Below are 19,051 nucleotides of genomic sequence, written 5' to 3' on the forward strand. Positions count from 1 at the left end.
CTTTTTGCCTACACGGACCGCCGCCATGACCGAGCCCCTGCTGATCGCCCGCCACGCCGCCACCGAATGCCTGCTGCTGCCCGACAAGGCCAACCGGCATGGCCTCATCACCGGAGCCACCGGCACGGGCAAGACCGTGACGCTGCAGACGCTGGCGGAAGGCTTCTCGCGCATAGGTGTACCCGTGTTCATGGCCGACGTGAAGGGCGACCTCACTGGCATCAGCCAGGCGGGAAACATTGGCGAAAAAATGGCCAAGGTGCTGGCCGACCGGGGCATTGCCCTGCCCGACCCTTTGGCCTGCCCCACCACGCTGTGGGACGTGTTTGGCGAGCAAGGCCATCCGGTGCGCGCCACCGTGAGCGACATGGGCCCTCTGTTGCTGGCCCGTATGCTGGACCTGAACGACACCCAGGCCGGCGTGCTGAACCTGGTGTTCAAGATCGCCGACGACAACGGCCTGCTGCTGCTGGACCTGAAGGACCTGCGCTCCATGCTGCAGCACGTGGGCGACAACGCCAAGCAGTTCACCACGGAATACGGCAACATCAGCGCGGCCAGTGTGGGTGCCATCCAGCGCGGCCTGCTGCAGATCGAACAACAGGGCGGCGACAAGTTCTTTGGCGAGCCCATGCTCGACATCAACGATTTCATGCAGACCGTTGGCGGCAAGGGGGTGATCAACATCCTGGCGGCAGACAAGCTGCTGAACTCGCCGCGCCTGTACGCCACCTTCCTGCTGTGGATGCTGAGCGAGCTGTTCGAGCAGCTGCCCGAGATCGGCGACCCCGAGAAGCCCAAGCTGGTGTTCTTCTTCGACGAGGCACACCTGCTCTTCAACGAGGCGCCCAAGGTGCTGGTGGAGCGCATCGAACTGGTGGTGCGGCTGGTGCGCTCCAAGGGCGTGGGGGTGTATTTCGTCACGCAGAACCCGCTGGACATTCCGGACAGCGTGCTGGGCCAGCTGGGCAACCGGGTGCAGCACGCCCTGCGCGCCTTCACCCCGCGCGACCAAAAGGCCGTGAAGTCCACGGCACAGACCATGCGGCCCAAGGCAGGGCTGGACATCGAAGCGGCCATCACCGAATTGGCCGTGGGCGAAGCCCTGGTCAGTTTTCTGGACGCCAAGGGGCGCCCGTGCGAGACCGAGCGCGTCTACGTGCTGCCGCCGGGCAGCCAGATCGGCCCCATCACGCCGCAGCAGCGCCAGGGGCTGCTGCAAGGTTCGCTGGTGGCAGGTGTGTACGAAAAGGTGGTGGACCGCGAAAGCGCCCACGAACTGCTGCGCGCGCACGCGCAGGCCCAAGGTGCGGCAGCCCCCGCTTCATCCGCCTCAGGCGGCACGCCTCCACGCGTGCCAGGCGGTGCCAGCCAGGGGCAGAGTGGGGGTTCAGGCAACGCGCTGAATGAACTGCTGTTCGGGCGCACCGGCCCTCGCGGCGGCCAGTACGACGGCCTGGTCCAGACCGTGGCCAAGACCGCCGTCAGGACGGTGGGCTCCAGCCTGGGCCGCCAGCTGGTGCGCGGCCTGCTGGGCGGCTTGCTGGGCGGACGCAAGTGAAGATCCTGTTCTACGTGCTGGTGGCGCTGGCCGCGATGCTGCTGCTGGCGGGCCAGCTGGGCTGGCTTCGGGGCCAGCGGCCCGCCGATCTGGGGGTGCGCGACGGCAGGCTCACCCCGCCTTCCCTGACGGACAACAGTGTGTCGAGCCAGGCAGGCCTGTACCCGGATCGGCCAGGGCACCAGCTCGCCGTCATCCAGCCATTCCCGGCACACGGGGGCGACCTGGCCGCCTCCATGGAACGCCTGTCGGCGCTGCTTCAGGCCACACCGGGCATCACCATCGTCACCCGGCAGCCCGGCTACCTGCACGCCGAAGCCGAGACACGCTGGCTGCGCTTTGTGGACGACCTGGAGTTCTGGGCAAACCCGGCCACCGGTGTGATCGAGGTGCGCAGCGCCAGCCGCCTTGGCAAGAAGGATTTCGGGGTCAACCGTCGTCGCATCGAAGCCTTGCGCAGGCCTTACGAAACGGGCTTGCGCTGACGCCATAGGGGGTTTCCCGCCCCGCGCATTCAGCCCTTGGCGTCCGGTCTATACTGGGCCAAAACCCGTGAACAAGAGCCGTAGGAGACTCGGATGATCGACCCGCTGAGTGCTGTCGGGCTGATTGCGGCCGCCGCAGCAACAGCAGCTTGGCGGCACGAGCGCCGCGCACGCCGCCGGATAGAGGCCAACTCAACGCCCGAGGAGGTCCGTTTTTCCGAACTCCTCGAACGCCTGGGCGTGGGGCACTGGGTACGGAACCTCGAAACAGGTGAGATGTGGTGGTCCCACAGCTTTCGCCACCAGCATGGCATCGCCGAAGGCGTTCCGGCCGTCAGGGACCAGATACTGGAAATACTGCTTCCCGAGGACCGCGACAGATTCGTCCAGGAACTGGAAAAAGCCTACGTCAAGGGGGAAGGCGAAACCACCTACCGCTCCCGCACGGCTGCTGGCGACGTGCGCCATCATGTGGTGCGCATCGCGGTGGAGACGAGTCCGTCGACAGGGAAACGGCTGGCCTACGGCTTCAACCTCGACGTCACCACCCAGGTCAACCTTCAGCGGGTGCTGCAGGAGCGAACCACCTATCTTGAGGCCATCGTGCGCCAGCTTCCCATGGGCCTGAGCGTGTTCGACGCCAACCTGAAGCTGCGTGCCTGGAACGCCGAGTTCGCGAAAGTGCTCGACCTGCCCGAGGACGTGGTTCGCGAAGGGGTGGATTTCGCCGAACTGATCCGCATCCCGGCGGAACGCGGCGAATACGGCCCCGGCGATGTGGACGCCATGGTCGCCGCGCGCAGGGAACTGGCCCTGCGTTTTCAGGCGCACCGTTTTGAGAGAGCCCGGCCGAACGGCCGGACGCACCTGGTCATCGGCGAGCCCGTGACGGCCGACGGCAAGGTCATCGGATTCGTGACCACGTACACCGACATCACCGAACAGAAACGGGAGCGCGAACGGCTGGAACAGACACGCGACATGCTGCGTACGCTGATCGAGCACATTCCTGCCGGCATCACCATGGTCGACAAGGAACTGCGCCTGCTGGCATGGAACGACCGGCTGCGCGAAATCCTCGACTTCCCGCCTGAACTCTTCGAGCAGCCCGTGGTAACGCTGGAATCGCTGTTCCGCTACAACGTTGCCCGGGGGGAATACGGGGACACCGAGCACCCGGACGCCATCGTGCGCGGCCTGGTCGAGCGATCGCTGACATTCGAGCCGCACGTCTTCGAGCGCACCCGCCCCAACGGACGGGTGCTCCACATCCAGGGGCAGCCGCTGGCCACCGGCGGCTTCGTCACCGTCTACACCGACATCACCGCGCGCAAGCAAGCGGAAGCCGAAATCAAGCGCCTGGCCCGGACCGACCCGCTCACCGGCCTGGACAACCGCGGCGCCTTCACCATCGCCCTGGCCCAGGCGCTCGCCCAGGCCGAACGCAGCCACGCCGAGCTGGCCGTGCTTTTCATCGACATGGACCGCTTCAAGGCGGTCAATGACTCCCTGGGGCACGAGGCAGGCGATGCCGTGCTGCGTGAAACCGCGCGCCGCCTGCGGGAGCGGCTGCGTGCCAGTGACGTGGTCGCCCGTATCGGTGGCGATGAGTTTGTCGTGGCGCTCACGGGCATTGAAGAGCCGCTGGACGCCGCCCAGGTGGCTTGCCAGATCGTGGCAACGCTGAGCGCCCCCTTCCGTACCGAACGAGGGGAAATCTTCCTCTCACCCTCCATTGGCATTGCCCTGTACCCCCAGGATGCGCGCGAAGAAAACGAACTGCTGCGCCTGGCCGACCTGGCCATGTACCACGCCAAGAGCACTGGCGGTGCAGCCTACCAGTTCTACACCGATAGCATGAATGCTGCGGTGCAGGCCCGCATCGACTTTGAAACCCGGCTGCGCCAGGCGGTGCGCGACGGCGCGTTCCAGCTGCACTTCCAGCCCATCCACCGCCTGAGCGACGGGCTGCCGCTGTCAGGCTTCGAGGCCTTGCTGCGCTGGCCGGACGGCCAGGGGGGCTATATTCCCCCAGACCGCTTCATTCCTGTGGCGGAGGAGTCCGACCTCATCGAAGCCATTGGCGAGTGGGTCTGCAGGGCCGCCGCGCGGCAGCTGCGGCACTGGCGGCAGTCGCACGCGCATTGGCCTTTCCACCTGAGCATCAACCTGTCGGCTCGCCAGTTCGACCGCGACGAACTCGCCCAGCGTCTGCAGGAGCTGTTCAGCGAAGAAGGCGTGGGTCTGGAGGGCATCGAATTCGAGATCACGGAGGGCGCGATGATGCGCGACCCGGGCCGGACCCAGACACAACTCCACGCCCTGCGGACGATGGGGGCCCGGTGCTCGGTTGACGACTTCGGCACCGGGCACTCCTCCCTCAGCTACCTCAAGCACTTCGCCATCGACCGGCTCAAGATCGACCGCTCATTCGTGCAGGACCTGGGCAAGGACGCGGACGACGAGGCGATCGTGAGCGCGGCCATAGGGCTGGCGCACCGCCTGGGCCGCGATACCGTCGCTGAAGGCGTGGAAACCCTGGAACAGCTCAGGTTGCTGAAGACCCTGGGTTGTGATGCAGTGCAGGGCTACCTGTTCAGCCGTCCCATGCCACCAGCACAAGTCCCGGGCTACCTGGACCGCGTGGCCCGAGGCGCTCACCAGCCGGGCGCGATGGACTCTGCATAGTCGTAAAGCGCCCCCAGGATCATCTCGGCACGCTCGTCTCCGCGCTCGCTGGCCTGGTCGGCCAGTGTGTCAATGCGTTCAAACAACCGCTCCACCGTGAGCGCCCCGCCCTCGCCCTCCAGCAGACGGGCAGCACAATGGGCCTGCCAACGCTCCACCTCCTCGGGGGAGAGGCTTTGCGGAAAGTTGCGCGCACGGTAACGGAACACCAGCTCCGGCAGGCGCTCATCGTCAAACCCCGTCTGTGCCCAGGCGGGCTCGGACGGGTCCAGCGAGCGCAAGTGGTTGAGCCGGCGCCGGTCCGCCTGCTCCAGAAACCCGCCGTACAAGTCTTGGTCCACGTCGGCGGGAGCCACGGGTGCGGCACGTTCAAAAACCTCCCGCCAGATGGCGCTCATGTCGGGCAGCGCCGCCGCCCGGGCGGCGTGCGCCATGGTCTGCTCCAGCTGCAGCCCCCAACGCTCGGCCAGCTCGGGGCGCAAGGTACGCATATTGCCCACCACCATGGGCGATTTGTTGAGGTGGATGCTCTTGATGGGCAGCCTCTCCACCCCCTCCGGCAGCTCGTCGCTCCGGGTGAAGAGTCTTTCGCGAACCTGTGCGGCGTTCAACCCCGCCAGCTCGGACGGGTCATGGGCCAGATCCCAGGCCAGCAATTCGTTGCGGTTCGTCGGGTGGCTGGCCAGCGGCCACATCACCCCCAGGCAGCCGCGCTCCGGCGGGAACATGCCTGTCACGTGCAAAAAGGGCTTGGCCTGACCGGGCTCCGTCGGCAAGCCGAGTTCGGCCATCACACGGTCCTTCTTGTGCAGCGCAAACGCGAAGTCGAACAGCTTGGGCTGGTGCTGCCGGATCAGCCGCGCCATGGCGATGGTCGCTCTCACGTCCGACAAGGCATCGTGCGCCGCCTCGTGGGAAATCCCGTTGGCCCGGGTCAGGTCCTCCAGCTTGAAACTGGGGCGCCCGTCCGGTTTCTTGGGCCAGGCGATCCCCTCGGGGCGCAGGGCATAGGTCATGCGCACCACGTCCAGCAAATCCCAGCGGCCACAACCGTTCTGCCACTCCCGCGCATAGGGATCGATGAGGTTGCGCCAGAACAGATACCGCGTGAACTCGTCGTCGAAGCGGATGGTGTTGTAACCCACGCCAACCGTGCCGGGCTGCGCCAGCTCCGCTTCGATCCGGGCGGCGAATTCGTTCTCCGGCAAGCCTTTTTCCAGGCAAAGCTGGGGAGTGATCCCCGTGATCAGGCAGCTCTCCGGGTCTGGGAGGTAATCAGGCTCGGGCCTGCAATAGATCATCACCGGCTCCCCGATCTCGTTGAGATCGGCATCGGTGCGAATTGCCGCGAATTGTGCGGGCCGGTCCAGGCGCGGCTTGGCGCCAAAAGTCTCGTAGTCGTGCCAGAGGAAGGTGTGTGTGCTCATGCTAGTGTGTATTACAACCGATCACACCCGCGCCAAAGAAAAAGGCCTGCTTGCGCAGGCCCCTTCCCAGCTGGCTCGACCGTCAGTCTGCCGTAGCCTCTTCCGGTTCTGCCGGCTCCGACTTTGCGTGACGCTCTTTCTTCAGCAGCGGCTGGATGTCTAGCTTGACCTCGGGCTTGTCCTCCACGGTGGTGTCGATGTCGACCGTCAGGCGGCCACCTTCGGTCAGGCGGCCGAACAGAAGCTCGTCGGCCAGCGCGCGGCGGATGGTGTCCTGGATCAGGCGCTGCATGGGGCGAGCACCCATGAGCGGGTCGAACCCCTTCTTGGCCAGGTGCTTGCGCAGCGTGTCGGTGAAGGTGACCTCCACCTTCTTCTCCGACAGCTGTTGCTCCAGCTGCAGCAGGAACTTGTCGACCACGCGCAGAATGATCTGCTCGTCCAGCGCCTTGAAGCTGACGATGGCGTCCAGCCGGTTGCGGAACTCAGGGGTGAACAGGCGCTTGATGTCGGCCATCTCGTCGCCAGCCTGCCTCTCGGTGGTGAAACCGATGGTGGCCTTGTTCATCGTCTCGGCCCCCGCGTTCGTCGTCATGATGATGATGACGTTGCGGAAGTCGGCCTTGCGTCCGTTGTTGTCGGTCAGCGTGCCGTGGTCCATGACCTGCAGCAGCACGTTGAAGATGTCCGGGTGCGCCTTTTCGATCTCGTCGAGCAGCAGCACGCAGTGTGGCTTCTTGGTCACCGCTTCGGTGAGCAGGCCGCCCTGGTCGAAACCCACATAGCCCGGAGGCGCGCCGATCAGGCGGCTAACGGCGTGGCGTTCCATGTACTCGGACATGTCGAAGCGGATCAGCTCGATGCCCAGGATGTAGGCCAGCTGCTTGGCCGCTTCCGTCTTGCCAACGCCCGTGGGACCGCTGAACAGGAAGGCGCCGATCGGCTTGTCGGGCTTGCCCAGGCCGGAACGCGACATCTTCACGGCGGAAGCCAGCGCATCCAGCGCCTTGTCCTGCCCGAACACCACGGCCTTGAGGTCACGCTCCAGGTTCTGCAGCTTGCCACGGTCGTCACTGGACACGTTGGCGGGCGGAATGCGGGCGATCTTGGCGACGATCTCCTCGATCTCGGCCTTGCCAATGGTTTTCTTGCGCTTGGACGGCACCTGGATGCGCTGCGCGGCACCAGCCTCGTCGATCACGTCGATGGCCTTGTCGGGCAGGTGGCGGTCGTTGATGTACTTCGCGCTCAACTCTGCCGCAGCCTGCAGCGCGGCGTTGGCGTACTTGACGCTGTGGTGCTCCTCGAAACGGGACTTCAGGCCCTTGAGGATGTCCACCGTCTGCTCCACCGTGGGTTCCACCACGTCAACCTTCTGGAAGCGGCGGCTGAGCGCGGCGTCTTTCTCGAAGATGCCGCGGTACTCGGTGAAGGTGGTGGCGCCGATGCACTTGAGCTGGCCGCTGGACAGCGCGGGCTTGAGCAGGTTGGAAGCGTCCAGCGTCCCGCCAGAAGCCGCACCCGCACCGATCAGGGTGTGGATCTCGTCGATGAACAGGATGGCGTTGGGCTTGTCCTTCAGCGTCTTGAGCACTCCTTTAAGGCGTTGCTCAAAATCGCCGCGGTACTTGGTACCAGCCAGCAGCGCGCCCATGTCCAGCGAGTACACGTTCGCTTCGGCCAGGATCTCGGGCACGTCCTTCTGGACGATGCGCCAAGCCAGGCCCTCGGCGATGGCGGTCTTGCCCACACCGGCCTCGCCCACCAGCAGCGGGTTGTTCTTGCGGCGTCGGCACAGGATCTGGATCACGCGCTCGACCTCGTACTCACGGCCGATGAGCGGATCGATCTTGCCATCCTTGGCGGCCTGGTTCAGGTTCTGGGTGAACTGCTCCAGGGGGGAGGCCTTCTCGTTGCCCTTGGCCTCGCCGCCCTCCTCGTTCTCTGCCGCGCCACCGCCTTCGGCCGGCTTGGTGGGCTCGGGCGGGTCGCTCTTGCGGATGCCGTGGGCAATGAAGTTGACCACGTCCAGCCGGGTGACGCCCTGCTGGTGCAGGTAATACACGGCATGGGAGTCCTTCTCACCGAAGATGGCCACCAGCACGTTGGCGCCAGTGACTTCCTTCTTGCCATTGCCCGTGGACTGCACGTGCATGATGGCGCGCTGGATGACTCGCTGGAAACCGAGCGTGGGCTGGGTGTCCACCTCCTCGGTGCCAGCCACCTGCGGCGTGTTGTCTTTGATGAAATTGGTCAACGATTTGCGCAAATCGTCAACGTTCGCGGAGCAGGCACGCAGCACCTCGGCGGCACTGGGGTTGTCCAGCAAGGCGAGCAGCAGGTGCTCGACGGTGATGAATTCGTGCCGTTGTTGCCGGGCCTCGACAAAGGCCATGTGCAAGCTGACTTCAAGTTCCTGGGCAATCATGGGGCACTTCCTTAAAACGAGTCTCTAATTTACAGCGAATCTGGCCGCCGGTTTCATGCAAATGGGGCATTTCCCCCTTTATTCAACGGGTTCGCTGAGACACTGCAACGGGTGCCCGGCATGGCGTGCTGCCTGCAGCACCTGCTCCACCTTGGTGGTCGCCACGTCGCGCGTGAAAACGCCGCACACCCCCCTGCCTTCGACATGAATCTTGAGCATGATCTGGGTGGCAGTTTCTCTGTCTTTGTTGAAGTACTCCTGCAGCACGAGAACAACAAATTCCATGGGCGTGAAATCGTCGTTCAGCAAGACGACCTGGAACATCTTCGGCGGCTCGACGCGCTGCGCCTTGCGTTCCAGAACGACGGAGTCGCCGCCGCCGGGCACCGAAGGTTTGAGGTCTGGTTGTTTGGGTGTGGTAGCCATGATTTTTGATTCTAGCGAGAGCTGCCATTTCCCTGCTGACTGCGCAGCCAGGGAGCCCAAAAAAAGAAAAAGCCACCGCCCTGGCAAGGGAGCGGTGGCCGGTGCGAAAGACCCTGCGGGCGTCAGGCGGCGCGCAGCGACTCCAGGGCGGCGTTGAACGTCGCGCTCGGGCGCATCACCGTTGCCAGCTTTGCACTGTCAGGCAGGTAGTAGCCGCCGATGTCAGCGGGCTGGCCCTGCACTGCATTGAGTTCCTCGAGGATCTTGGCTTCGTTCTCGGCCAGGGCCTTGGCCAGCGGGGCGAACTTGGCGGCCATTTCAGCATCCTCGGTCTGGGTGGCCAGTTCCTGTGCCCAGTACATGGCCAGGTAGAACTGGCTGCCGCGGTTGTCCAGCTGGCCGGTCTTGGGAGACGGCCCCTTGTTGTTGTCCAGCAGCTTGCCGGTGGCGGCATCCAGCGTCTTGGCCAGCAGCTTGGCACGCGGGTTGCCGTTCTTGATGCCCAGGTCTTCCAGGCTCACCGCCAGGGCCAGGAACTCACCCAGCGAATCCCAGCGCAGGTGGTTTTCCTCCACCAGCTGCTGCACGTGCTTGGGGGCGGAGCCGCCAGCGCCCGTTTCGTACATGCCGCCGCCAGCCATCAGGGGCACGATGGACAGCATCTTGGCCGAGGTGCCCAACTCCATGATGGGGAACAGGTCGGTCAGGTAGTCGCGCAGGATGTTGCCGGTGGCGCTGATGGTGTCCAGGCCACGGATCACGCGCTCCAGCGTGTAACGCATCGCACGAACCTGGCTCATGATCTGGATGTCCAGGCCAGTGGTGTCGTGCTCGTGCAGGTACATCTTGACCTTGGTGATCAGCTGTGCCTCGTGCGGGCGGTAGCTGTCCAGCCAGAACACCACGGGCATGCCGGAGTTGCGGGCACGGTTGACGGCCAGCTTCACCCAGTCGCGAATGGCGGCGTCCTTCACCTGGCACATGCGCCAGATGTCGCCTTCCTCGACGTTCTGGCTCATCAGCACTTCACCGGTATTGATGTCGGTGATGTTGGCCACGCCGTCTTCGGGGATTTCAAAAGTCTTGTCGTGCGAGCCGTATTCCTCGGCCTGCTGGGCCATCAGGCCGACGTTGGGCACCGTGCCCATGGTCTTCGGGTCGAAAGCGCCATGCCACTTGCAGAAGTTGATCATCTCCTGGTAGATGCGGGCGAAGGTGGACTCGGGCATCACAGCCTTCACGTCCTTCAGGCGGCCATCGGCACCCCACATCTTGCCGCCGTTGCGGATCATGGCGGGCATGGAGGCGTCCACGATCACATCGTTGGGCGAATGGAAGTTGGTGATGCCCTTGGCGGAATCCACCATGGCGAGTTCAGGGCGGTGCTCGTGGCAGGCGTGCAGGTCGCGCATGATCTCCTCACGCTTGGCCGTGGGCAGCGTGGCGATCTTGTCGTACAGGTTGACCATGCCGTTGTTGACGTTCACACCCAGTTCGTCGAACAGCTTGCCGTGCTTCTCGAAGGCTTCCTTGTAGAAGATCTTGACGCAGTGGCCAAACACGATGGGGTGGGACACCTTCATCATCGTGGCCTTGACGTGCAGGGAGAACATCACGCCCGTCTTGCGCGCGTCTTCAATTTCCTTTTCGTAGAAGGCCAGCAGGGCCTTCTTGCTCATGAACATCGAGTCGATGACTTCGCGGTCAAGCAAAGAGACCTTGGGCTTCAGGACGATGGTCTTGCCGCTCTTGGTGATCAGCTCCATCTTGACGTCGCGGGCGCGGTCCAGGGTCATGGACTTTTCGCCGTGGTAGAAGTCACCAGCGTGCATGTGCGATACGTGCGAGCGCGAAGCCTGGCTCCACTCGGCCATGCTGTGCGGGTTCTTGCGGGCGTATTCCTTCACGGCCTTGGGGGCGCGGCGGTCGGAGTTGCCTTCACGCAGCACCGGGTTCACGGCGGAACCCAGGCACTTGCCGTAGCGGGCCTTGATGGCCTTTTCCTCGTCGGTCTTGGGGTTCTCGGGGAAGTCCGGCACTGCATAGCCCTTGGCCTGCAGTTCCTTGATGGCGGCCATCAGCTGCGCAACGGATGCGCTGATGTTGGGCAGCTTGATGATGTTGGCGTCGGGCTGCAGCGTCTTCTTGCCCAGCTCGGCGAGGGTGTTGGGCACGCGCTGGTCTTCGCGCAGGAAATCGGGGAACTCACCCAGGATGCGGGCCGCCACGGAAATGTCACCTTCCACGACTTCGACGCCTGCCGGCTCGGTGAAGGTGCGGATGATCGGCAGGAATGATGCCGTCGCCAGACGGGGCGCTTCATCGGTGAGCGTGTAGATGATCTGGGGCTTCTGTGCAGACATGGGGGAATCCTCGTGAGGGGCTTGTGGCAAACCGGGCCTGACCCGGGGCTTGTCTTCGTGAATCCTTGTTTTTCACATGGCGCAATATCTTGCTGCAATGTGCCGATACAACCCGGCATTATCGGTCATAAGCGCCGACATATCCCTTACAGCCATGATGTTCGTGATGAATAGCACATGAAAAAAGCCGAGGGACAAAGCCCCTCGGCCCGGACATGCAGCAACGGCGGCCAAAGCGCCTGAAATCACATGTTGTCGATCATCACCTGCCCAAAGCCCGAGCAGCTGACCTGGGTCGCACCCTCCATCAGGCGGGCGAAGTCGTAAGTCACCTTCTTGGACAGGATGGCCTGCTCCATGGAGGAGATGATGAGGTCGGCAGCCTCCTTCCAGCCCATGTGGCGCAGCATCATTTCGGCGGAGAGGATTTCGGAGCCCGGGTTGACATAGTCCTTGCCCGCGTACTTGGGCGCCGTGCCATGCGTGGCCTCGAAGCAGGCGACCGAGTCGCTCATGTTGGCGCCGGGCGCGATGCCAATGCCGCCCACCTGCGCCGCGAGGGCGTCGGAGATGTAGTCGCCGTTCAGGTTGAGCGTGGCCACGACCGAGTACTCGGCAGGGCGCGTCAGGATCTGCTGCAGGAATGCGTCGGCAATGACGTCCTTGATGATGATGTCACGCCCCGTCTTGGGGTTCTTGAACTTGCACCAAGGGCCGCCATCGATCAGTTCCGCGCCGAACTCGCGCTGGGCCAGCGCATAGCCCCAGTCGCGGAAGCCGCCTTCGGTGAACTTCATGATGTTGCCCTTGTGCACGAGTGTGACGCTGGGCTTGTCGTTGTCGATGGCGTACTGGATGGCCTTGCGCACCAGGCGCTCGGTGCCTTCAATGGACACGGGCTTGATGCCGATGCCCGAGGTCTCGGGGAAGCGGATCTTGGTGACGCCCATTTCCTCCTGCAGGAACTTGATGAGCTTCTTAGCCTTGTCGCTTTGCGCGGGGTATTCGATGCCTGCGTAGATGTCCTCGGAGTTTTCGCGGAAGATGACCATGTTGGTCTTCTCGGGCTCCTTGACCGGGGACGGCACGCCACGGAAGTACTGCACCGGGCGCAGGCAGACGTAGAGGTCCAGTTCCTGGCGCAGCGCCACGTTCAGCGAGCGGATGCCGCCGCCGACAGGCGTGGTCAGCGGGCCCTTGATGGACACCACGTATTCCTTCAGCACCGCCAGGGTTTCCTCGGGCAGCCATACGTCCGGGCCGTAGACCTTGGTCGACTTCTCGCCCGCGTAAACCTCCATCCAGTGGATCTTGCGCTTGCCGCCGTAGGCCTTTTCGACAGCGGCGTCCACCACCTTCAGCATGACCGGGGTGATGTCAAAGCCGGTACCGTCGCCCTCGATGTAGGGAATGATGGGCTCGGCCGGCACGTTGAGCGACATGTCGGCGTTGACGGTGATCTTCTGGCCTTGCGCGGGCACCTTGATGTGCTGGTACATGAGAAGCAGGTCTCCGGTGATTGGGAATGGACGCCCCACAAAGGGAGTCAGCCTAAAATTCTATGCCCAAAACAGGCATGGGCCTGACCGGCATGAACACCAAGAACCCCGCCATGAAACACACCTTGCAGGCAGCAACGCGGCCAACCCGTTCAGCGCACTCCGTCCCCTCATTCCTGGGCCGCTGGCTGCTGGCCGCGCTGGCCTGCCTGAGCTTTCTGCCCGCGCAGGCACAGGCGCCGCAGATGCACTTGCCACGGGTGCAGTTGAGCGCTGGCATGCACCGCATAGACGCCCAGGTGGCGGCCACGCCGGAGCAGCGCGCGGTGGGCCTGATGTGGCGGCAGGAAATGCCGGGCCACGAGGGTATGCTGTTCGTCTTCGAGCAGCCTGCCACACAGTGTTTCTGGATGAAGAACACCCTCATCCCGCTGACGGCGGCCTTCGTCGCGGATGACGGCACCATCGTCAACCTGGCCGACATGAAGCCGCAGACCACCGATTCGCACTGCTCGGAGCAACCGGTACGCTATGTGCTGGAGATGAACCAGGGCTGGTTTGCCAAGCGCGGACTGAAGGCAGGCTTCAAGCTGGGCGGCACGCCATTCCAGCCGAAGTGACCTTTCCTGCCCGGGCATGAAAAAACGCTGCGCCGTTGCCGGGGCAGCGTTTTTTCTGGCGAAACAGCGCGATCAGGCGAAGTTGGCTTCTGCGAAAGACCAGTTGACCAGCTTGTCCAGGAAGGTCTCGACGAACTTCGGCCGCAGGTTACGGTAGTCGATGTAGTAGGCGTGCTCCCACACGTCCACGGTCAGCAGGGCCTTGTCAGCAGTGGTCAGCGGGGTGCCGGCCGCACCGGTGTTGACGATGTCCACGGAACCGTCGGCCTTCTTCACCAGCCAGGTCCAGCCAGAGCCGAAGTTGCCCACGGCGCTCTTGACGAAGGCTTCGCGGAAAGCCGCGTAGCTGCCCCACTTGGCGTTGATGGCTGCTGCCAGCGCGCCAGTGGGCTCGCCGCCGCCGTTGGGCTTCATGCAATTCCAGAAGAAGGTGTGGTTCCAGATCTGGGCAGCGTTGTTGTAGATACCGCCGCTGGACTTCTTGACGATGGACTCCAGGTCCATGCTCTCGAACTCGGTGCCCTTCTGCAGGTTGTTCAGGTTCACGACATAGGCGTTGTGGTGCTTGCCGTGGTGGTACTCCAGTGTCTCCTTGGAGTAGTGCGGCTCCAGCGCGTCAATGGCAAAGGGGAGCGGGGGCAAGGTGTGTTCCATGTCTTCTTCCTCTGGTTGGTTAAAACAGCCGACGATTGTAGGAAACAAGTCACGGCCTTGCAGCCTTCACGGTCAAATCGAGCGTTCCATCGGCCAACACGGCCTGGACGTCCTGACCCGCTTCCACCTGGGCAACGCTGGTCAACGCCTGGCCCTGGGTGTCGGTCAACCATGCATAACCCCGTTGCAGCACCAGCCGCGGGTCCAGCAAGGCCAGCCGGGCCTGTGCCTGCTCCAGCAGGCGGGTCTGGCGCTGCAGATCGCGCTGCAAGGCCTGTGGCCAGCCCTGCGCCTGCCGCTGCACGTTGCCGCGCTCGCGGTCCAGACGCAGCGCGGCAATGCGCTGCAGCCGGTGTGCCAGGCCAGACAGGCGGGAGCGCTCGTCCCCCAACCGCTGCGAAGGCCGCCCCAGCCGCTGAGCCAGCCTGTCCAACCTCTGTGCACGGGTGTCAAAGGTCCGCCAGACGGTATCGTTGAGCTTGCCAGCCAGGTTGTCGAGCCCGCGCAGCAGGGTGTCGCGTGCCGGTGCGCAAAGCTCGGCGGCAGCAGTGGGCGTGGGCGCACGCAGATCGGCAACAAAATCGGCCAGGGTGAAATCGGTCTCATGCCCCACGCCGCTGATCACGGGCATAGGTGCATCGGCCAGCTTGCGCACCAGCGCCGGGCTGTTGAACGCCCACAGGTCTTCCAGCGAACCGCCACCACGGACGACCAGAAGCACATCGCATTCGCCCGTGCGCTCGTGGTGCATGTAGGCCTTGTCCAAGGCCGCGCACAAGGCGGCAGGCGCCTGCTCGCCCTGAACGGCCGACGGGAAAATCCGCACGGGCAGGTTAGGCACCCGGCGGCGCAAGGTAGACACCACATCGCGCAGGGCTGCCGCGTCGAGCGAGGTGACCACCCCGACACTGTGCGGCATGGCTGGCAAGGCCCGCTTGCGCGATTCGTCGAAGTAGCCCTGCGCCTCCAGCTCCGCCTTCAGGTGCATGAACTGCTCAAAAAGATTACCCTGCCCGGCTGGCCGGGCGCTTTCGACAATGAGTTGCAAGTCGCCACGCGGGCCATACACATCAAGGCGGCCCAGCGCCTCAACCAGCAGTCCATCGCGCAGTTCCAGGCCGCTGGTCTGTGCGGCGCGGCGGAACATGGCGCAACGCAACTGGCCTTGTTCGTCTTTCAGGCTGAAGTAGCAATGGCCGCTGGCGGCTCGTGAAAAACCGGAAATCTCGCCGCGCACCGTCACCGGGTTGAACCGCGCCTGCAGCGCGTCGGCCAGGGCACGCAGCAGTGCCCCCACCCCCCACACCTGAGAGGCGGAGCGCCCCTCCAACCCTCGCCCAACGTGCTCAGTCATAGTGCATGTTTCCACACAAACGCCCGGGCGGAACACGTGATACGGCGTTCGTCCGGTGCTCGCAAGGAGTCTCGCAAGCATATGTTTTCAAAGGCATTTTTCAGAACCTCACTCGAAGGGCAGCGAGAAAGCCCAGATTTCACGCGGCCGCCAGGGCTGGCAGGACCCACTTACACACAAAGTTATCCACAGCCTCGGCAGCAGCAAGTCAACGGCACTGCGCCATAATGCGCGGCAATCACCCTGTGCACGCTTTGCCCGCATCTGGAGTCCCGTTTTGCTGTCCATCATACAAGCCGCCGGCTGGCCAATTTGGCCCCTCATCGCATGTTCCGTCATCGGCCTGGCCCTGATCATCGAACGCTTCCTGAGCCTGCAGACGGCCAAGGTGGCGCCCGCGCAGCTGCTCGAAGAAGCCATCATGGCGTCGCGCGCGGGGGTGCCCACCCCGGCCGTGGTCGAGCAGCTGTCCGAGAACTCCGTGATGGGCGAAATGCTTGCAGCAGGCTTCCGGCACCTGAACGAGCACCCGCAGGCCACCGAGGACGAACTGCGTTCCGGGCTGGAATCCGCAGGGCGCCTGGCGGCTGCCAGGTTGCAGCGCTACCTCGGCGCGCTGGCCACCATCGCCTCGGCGGCCCCATTGCTGGGGCTGCTGGGCACGGTGATCGGCATGATTGAAATCTTCGGCTCCCAAGGGGGAGACGGCGGGATGAGCCCCGGTGGCGGCAACCCCGCGCAATTGGCCCACGGCATTTCCATTGCGCTGTACAACACCGCTTTCGGCCTGATGGTGGCCATTCCCGCCCTGATCTTCTGGCGGTACTTTCGCGCCCGCGTGGACGCCTACCTGCTGCAGATGGAGGTGGCGGCCGAGCGGTTCGCGCACCATCTCCTGACGCTGCGCCGCTGAGCCAGCAAAAAGGGGCGACCATGAACTTTCGCAACGGCTCCCGGGAAGAACCTGAAATCAACCTGATCCCGTTCATCGACATTCTGCTGGTGGTGCTCATCTTCCTGATGCTGACGACCACCTACAACAAGTTCGCAGAGCTACAGGTGAGCCTGCCCGTGGCGGACGCCGAACAGATGCGCGAGGCGCCCAAGGAGATCGTCGTCACCGTGGCGCAAGATGGCCGCTATGCCGTGAACCGCCGCTTGTTGGACGGCCAGTCCGTGGACGCGCTGGTTCGCGCCATGAGCGATGCCGCCGCGGGCCAGAACAACCCGGTGGTCATCGTCAGCGCCGACGCGGCGGCGGCCCACCAGGCTGTGATCAACGTGATGGACGCAGCCCGCCGCAGCGGCCTGAACCAGATCACCTTTGCCACCCAGAGCAGCGGTGCCCGCTGAACACCTCCCTTCCTCTGCGACAAGAGCGTTTCGCGCGGGTGAGCACCTGCGGCGTGCGTGGCTGAACCGCGGACCGCTGGCGTGCCTGCTGTGGCCCCTGTCGCTGGTCTATGCCGCCCTGCTGCAGCTACGGCGGCTGGCATACCAGCTGGGCTGGCAGCACACCCGCCGCCTCCCCGTCCCCGTGGTGGTGGTGGGCAACGTGGTCGTGGGCGGCGCTGGCAAGACCCCCACCGTGGCCGGGCTGGTGGAACATCTGCGCCGCAAGGGATGGACACCTGGCGTCATATCCCGGGGCCATGGACGAAGCGGTGAGGAATGCACCGAGGTGACCGTCGACAGCGACAGTTCGCTGGTGGGCGACGAGCCCATGCTGATCGTGCGCGCGACCGGTGCACCCTTGGTCGTCGGCCGGCGGCGGTACGAGGCAGGCCTGCGGCTGCTCGCCCTCCACCCCGAGGTGGACATCATCATCAGCGACGACGGCATGCAACACTGGGCGCTGGCACGCGACCTGACCATCGTGGTGTTCGATGCACGAGGTGTTGGCAACGGTTGGCTGCTGCCCGCCGGGATGCTGCGCGAGCCCTGGCCCGCCCGCCCCTGGGGCCAGGGAACCATGCTGGCGTTGCTCAACAGCAGCGATGGTGTGCGGCCCGTCCGGCTGCCGGACATGCCGTCGCATGTGCCGGCATTCGGCGCCCTGCGTACCTTGGCTGACCGGTCGGTGGCGCCCGACGGACGCTCCCGCCCGCTGGCGGACTTTGCATCGCCACCGGCGGGCATGACCGTTCGGGCGCTGGCGGGAATCGCGCAGCCAGAAGCCTTCTTCGCGATGCTGCAGGCGCGTGGTGTGAAGCTGGATGCCACTCTGCCCCTGCCCGACCATGCGCCCGGAGCCCAGCTGCTGGAAGCCGCCCAGTCAGGCTTCACCTGGCTGTGCACGGAAAAGGACGCGGTCAAGCTCTTCCCCGTGGTGTCCCGCAAGCCAGACGTGGACGTCTGGGCGGTTCCCCTGGTAATGCGAGCCGACCCCGGGTTTTATGACGCCGTGGATGCGGCACTGGAGGGGCTATCATCGGCACATGGACGCCAAACTCCTTGAATTGCTGGTCTGCCCGGTCACCAAAGGCCCGCTGATCTACCGCCGCGACACGCAGGAACTCATTTCGCGCAGCGCGCGCCTCGCCTATCCCATCCGCGACGGCATTCCGATCCTGCTGGAAAACGAAGCCCGCGAGATTTCCGAGGAAGAAGCTTCACGCGACGCACCCCGTTCCAGCGCGCAGGACGAGGCATGAACCACCCCGCCCCATTCCACGTGCTGATCCCGGCACGTCTGGCATCCACTCGCCTGCCCAACAAGCCGCTGGCCGACATCGGCGGACTGCCCATGATCGTGCGCGTGGCGCACCGGGCGGCGCTGAGCCAGCCCGCCAGTTGCGTGGTGGCCGCAGACGACCCCAGCATCGTGAAGGCTTGCGAGGATGCCGGCATCAGCGTGGTGCTGACCCGCCAGGACCACCCTTCCGGCAGTGACCGCCTCGCCGAAGCATGCACCCTGCTCGGTCTGCCAGACGACGCCATCGTGGTGAATGTGCAGGGCGACGAGCCCCTGATCGACCCCGAGCTGATCCAGGCCGTGGCCAGCGAGCTGCAGCAACGGCCGGACTGCGTGGTCAGCACCGCCGCCCACGCCATCGACACCCCGGCCGATTTCGCCAATCCGAATGTCGTGAAAGTGGTGCTGGACAAGCAGCGTACCGCCCTCTATTTCAGCCGCGCCCCCATCCCCTGGTGGCGAGACGGCATGGCGCAGGCCTGGAACGAAGGCATCAAAGCCGTGCCCACCGCCCCCCAACCGCTGCGCCACGTCGGCATCTACGGGTACCGAGTGGGGTTCCTCAAACGCTTCCCCACTCTCACCCCTGGTCCTCAGGAAACCTGCGAATCGCTGGAACAGCTGCGCGTGCTCTGGCACGGTGAACGCATTGCCGTGCATGTGGCCGAACAGGCCCCCGGTGCGGGCGTGGACACGCCGGAAGACCTGGAACGGGTCCGCCGCCTCGTGACGGGCACCTGAGAGGCTCAGGCGTCGGGTAGCCCACGGGGTATGGGCGCTGTAAGCCAGCGTCGGGTAAGCACATGCTATCCTCGGGCGTTGAACCCGTACCAGAGGGAGCGGCCCTGGGA

The 19,051-nt window shown here is 64.6% G+C and carries 16 protein-coding genes; 9 read left to right on the plus strand and 7 right to left on the minus strand.

What is annotated here, in order from left to right:
* Positions 1 to 25: 25 nt before the first annotated feature.
* The 3 genes from ACYVHH_RS09685 (at position 26) to ACYVHH_RS09695 (ending at position 4,734) form a co-directional block, all read left to right on the plus strand.
* Complete coding sequence (locus ACYVHH_RS09685) at positions 26 to 1,561, plus strand: helicase HerA-like domain-containing protein (protein WP_460564934.1); 1,536 nt, start codon at positions 26 to 28, stop codon at positions 1,559 to 1,561.
* Positions 1,558 to 2,046 carry a DUF1499 domain-containing protein gene (locus ACYVHH_RS09690; protein WP_460564935.1) on the plus strand — a complete coding sequence of 163 codons (489 nt, stop codon included), beginning with the start codon at positions 1,558 to 1,560 and terminating at the stop codon, positions 2,044 to 2,046. Before ACYVHH_RS09685 ends, ACYVHH_RS09690 begins: the two co-directional genes overlap by 4 nt.
* Positions 2,047 to 2,139: 93 nt before the next feature.
* A complete protein-coding gene (locus ACYVHH_RS09695) occupies positions 2,140 to 4,734 on the plus strand; it encodes a sensor domain-containing protein (protein ID WP_460564936.1) in 2,595 nt (864 codons plus the stop codon).
* Here ACYVHH_RS09695 and sbcB read toward each other — a convergent pair.
* The 5 genes from sbcB to icd form a co-directional block, all read right to left on the minus strand.
* On the minus strand, positions 4,704 to 6,161 hold the full coding sequence (gene sbcB / locus ACYVHH_RS09700) for an exodeoxyribonuclease I (protein ID WP_460564937.1): 1,458 nt from the start codon (positions 6,159 to 6,161) through the stop codon (positions 4,704 to 4,706). The two genes, ACYVHH_RS09695 and sbcB, sit on opposite strands and share 31 nt — an antisense overlap.
* An 82-nt stretch (positions 6,162 to 6,243) precedes the next feature.
* Positions 6,244 to 8,589, minus strand: a complete 2,346-nt coding sequence (gene clpA / locus ACYVHH_RS09705; RefSeq protein WP_460564938.1) for an ATP-dependent Clp protease ATP-binding subunit ClpA — start codon at positions 8,587 to 8,589, stop codon at positions 6,244 to 6,246.
* A gap of 78 nt (positions 8,590 to 8,667) precedes the next feature.
* The gene (gene clpS, locus ACYVHH_RS09710; RefSeq protein ID WP_460564939.1) at positions 8,668 to 9,015 is read right to left on the minus strand and encodes an ATP-dependent Clp protease adapter ClpS; all 348 of its coding nucleotides are present in this window, start codon (positions 9,013 to 9,015) and stop codon (positions 8,668 to 8,670) included.
* A gap of 122 nt (positions 9,016 to 9,137) precedes the next feature.
* Positions 9,138 to 11,378 (minus strand): NADP-dependent isocitrate dehydrogenase, encoded by a 2,241-nt coding sequence (locus tag ACYVHH_RS09715; protein WP_460564940.1) that lies wholly within the window; start codon positions 11,376 to 11,378, stop codon positions 9,138 to 9,140.
* Between the two features lie 245 nt (positions 11,379 to 11,623).
* Positions 11,624 to 12,877 (minus strand): NADP-dependent isocitrate dehydrogenase, encoded by a 1,254-nt coding sequence (gene icd, locus ACYVHH_RS09720; protein WP_460564941.1) that lies wholly within the window; start codon positions 12,875 to 12,877, stop codon positions 11,624 to 11,626.
* Positions 12,878 to 12,990: 113 nt separating this feature from the next.
* On the opposite strand from icd, the gene ACYVHH_RS09725 reads away from it, so the two are divergent.
* Complete coding sequence (locus ACYVHH_RS09725; protein ID WP_460565274.1) at positions 12,991 to 13,497, plus strand: DUF192 domain-containing protein; 507 nt, start codon at positions 12,991 to 12,993, stop codon at positions 13,495 to 13,497.
* A gap of 72 nt (positions 13,498 to 13,569) precedes the next feature.
* Here the strand turns inward: ACYVHH_RS09725 and ACYVHH_RS09730 are convergent, their stop codons facing one another.
* Positions 13,570 to 14,151 (minus strand): superoxide dismutase, encoded by a 582-nt coding sequence (locus ACYVHH_RS09730; RefSeq protein ID WP_460564942.1) that lies wholly within the window; start codon positions 14,149 to 14,151, stop codon positions 13,570 to 13,572.
* Positions 14,152 to 14,200: 49 nt separating this feature from the next.
* The gene (gene xseA / locus ACYVHH_RS09735) at positions 14,201 to 15,505 is read right to left on the minus strand and encodes an exodeoxyribonuclease VII large subunit (protein ID WP_460564943.1); all 1,305 of its coding nucleotides are present in this window, start codon (positions 15,503 to 15,505) and stop codon (positions 14,201 to 14,203) included.
* 277 nt (positions 15,506 to 15,782) lie between these two features.
* Here xseA and ACYVHH_RS09740 point away from each other — a divergent pair, with 277 nt between their 5' ends.
* The 5 genes from ACYVHH_RS09740 to kdsB are packed head-to-tail and all read left to right on the plus strand — an operon-like array spanning position 15,783 to position 18,941.
* On the plus strand, positions 15,783 to 16,418 hold the full coding sequence (locus tag ACYVHH_RS09740) for a MotA/TolQ/ExbB proton channel family protein (protein ID WP_460564944.1): 636 nt from the start codon (positions 15,783 to 15,785) through the stop codon (positions 16,416 to 16,418).
* Positions 16,419 to 16,438: 20 nt separating this feature from the next.
* Entirely contained in the window at positions 16,439 to 16,858 is a 420-nt protein-coding gene (locus ACYVHH_RS09745; RefSeq protein WP_460564945.1) for an ExbD/TolR family protein, read from the plus strand.
* Positions 16,848 to 17,963: a tetraacyldisaccharide 4'-kinase gene (gene lpxK / locus ACYVHH_RS09750; RefSeq protein WP_460564946.1), complete on the plus strand. Its 1,116-nt coding sequence runs from the start codon at positions 16,848 to 16,850 to the stop codon at positions 17,961 to 17,963. The genes ACYVHH_RS09745 and lpxK overlap by 11 nt, the downstream gene beginning before the upstream one ends.
* A complete protein-coding gene (locus ACYVHH_RS09755) occupies positions 17,944 to 18,159 on the plus strand; it encodes a Trm112 family protein (RefSeq protein ID WP_460564947.1) in 216 nt (71 codons plus the stop codon). Before lpxK ends, ACYVHH_RS09755 begins: the two co-directional genes overlap by 20 nt.
* On the plus strand, positions 18,156 to 18,941 hold the full coding sequence (gene kdsB / locus ACYVHH_RS09760) for a 3-deoxy-manno-octulosonate cytidylyltransferase (RefSeq protein WP_460564948.1): 786 nt from the start codon (positions 18,156 to 18,158) through the stop codon (positions 18,939 to 18,941). The genes ACYVHH_RS09755 and kdsB overlap by 4 nt, the downstream gene beginning before the upstream one ends.
* The last annotated feature ends 110 nt before the right edge of the window (positions 18,942 to 19,051 follow it).

It is taken from the genome of Hydrogenophaga aquatica (assembly GCF_054780915.1).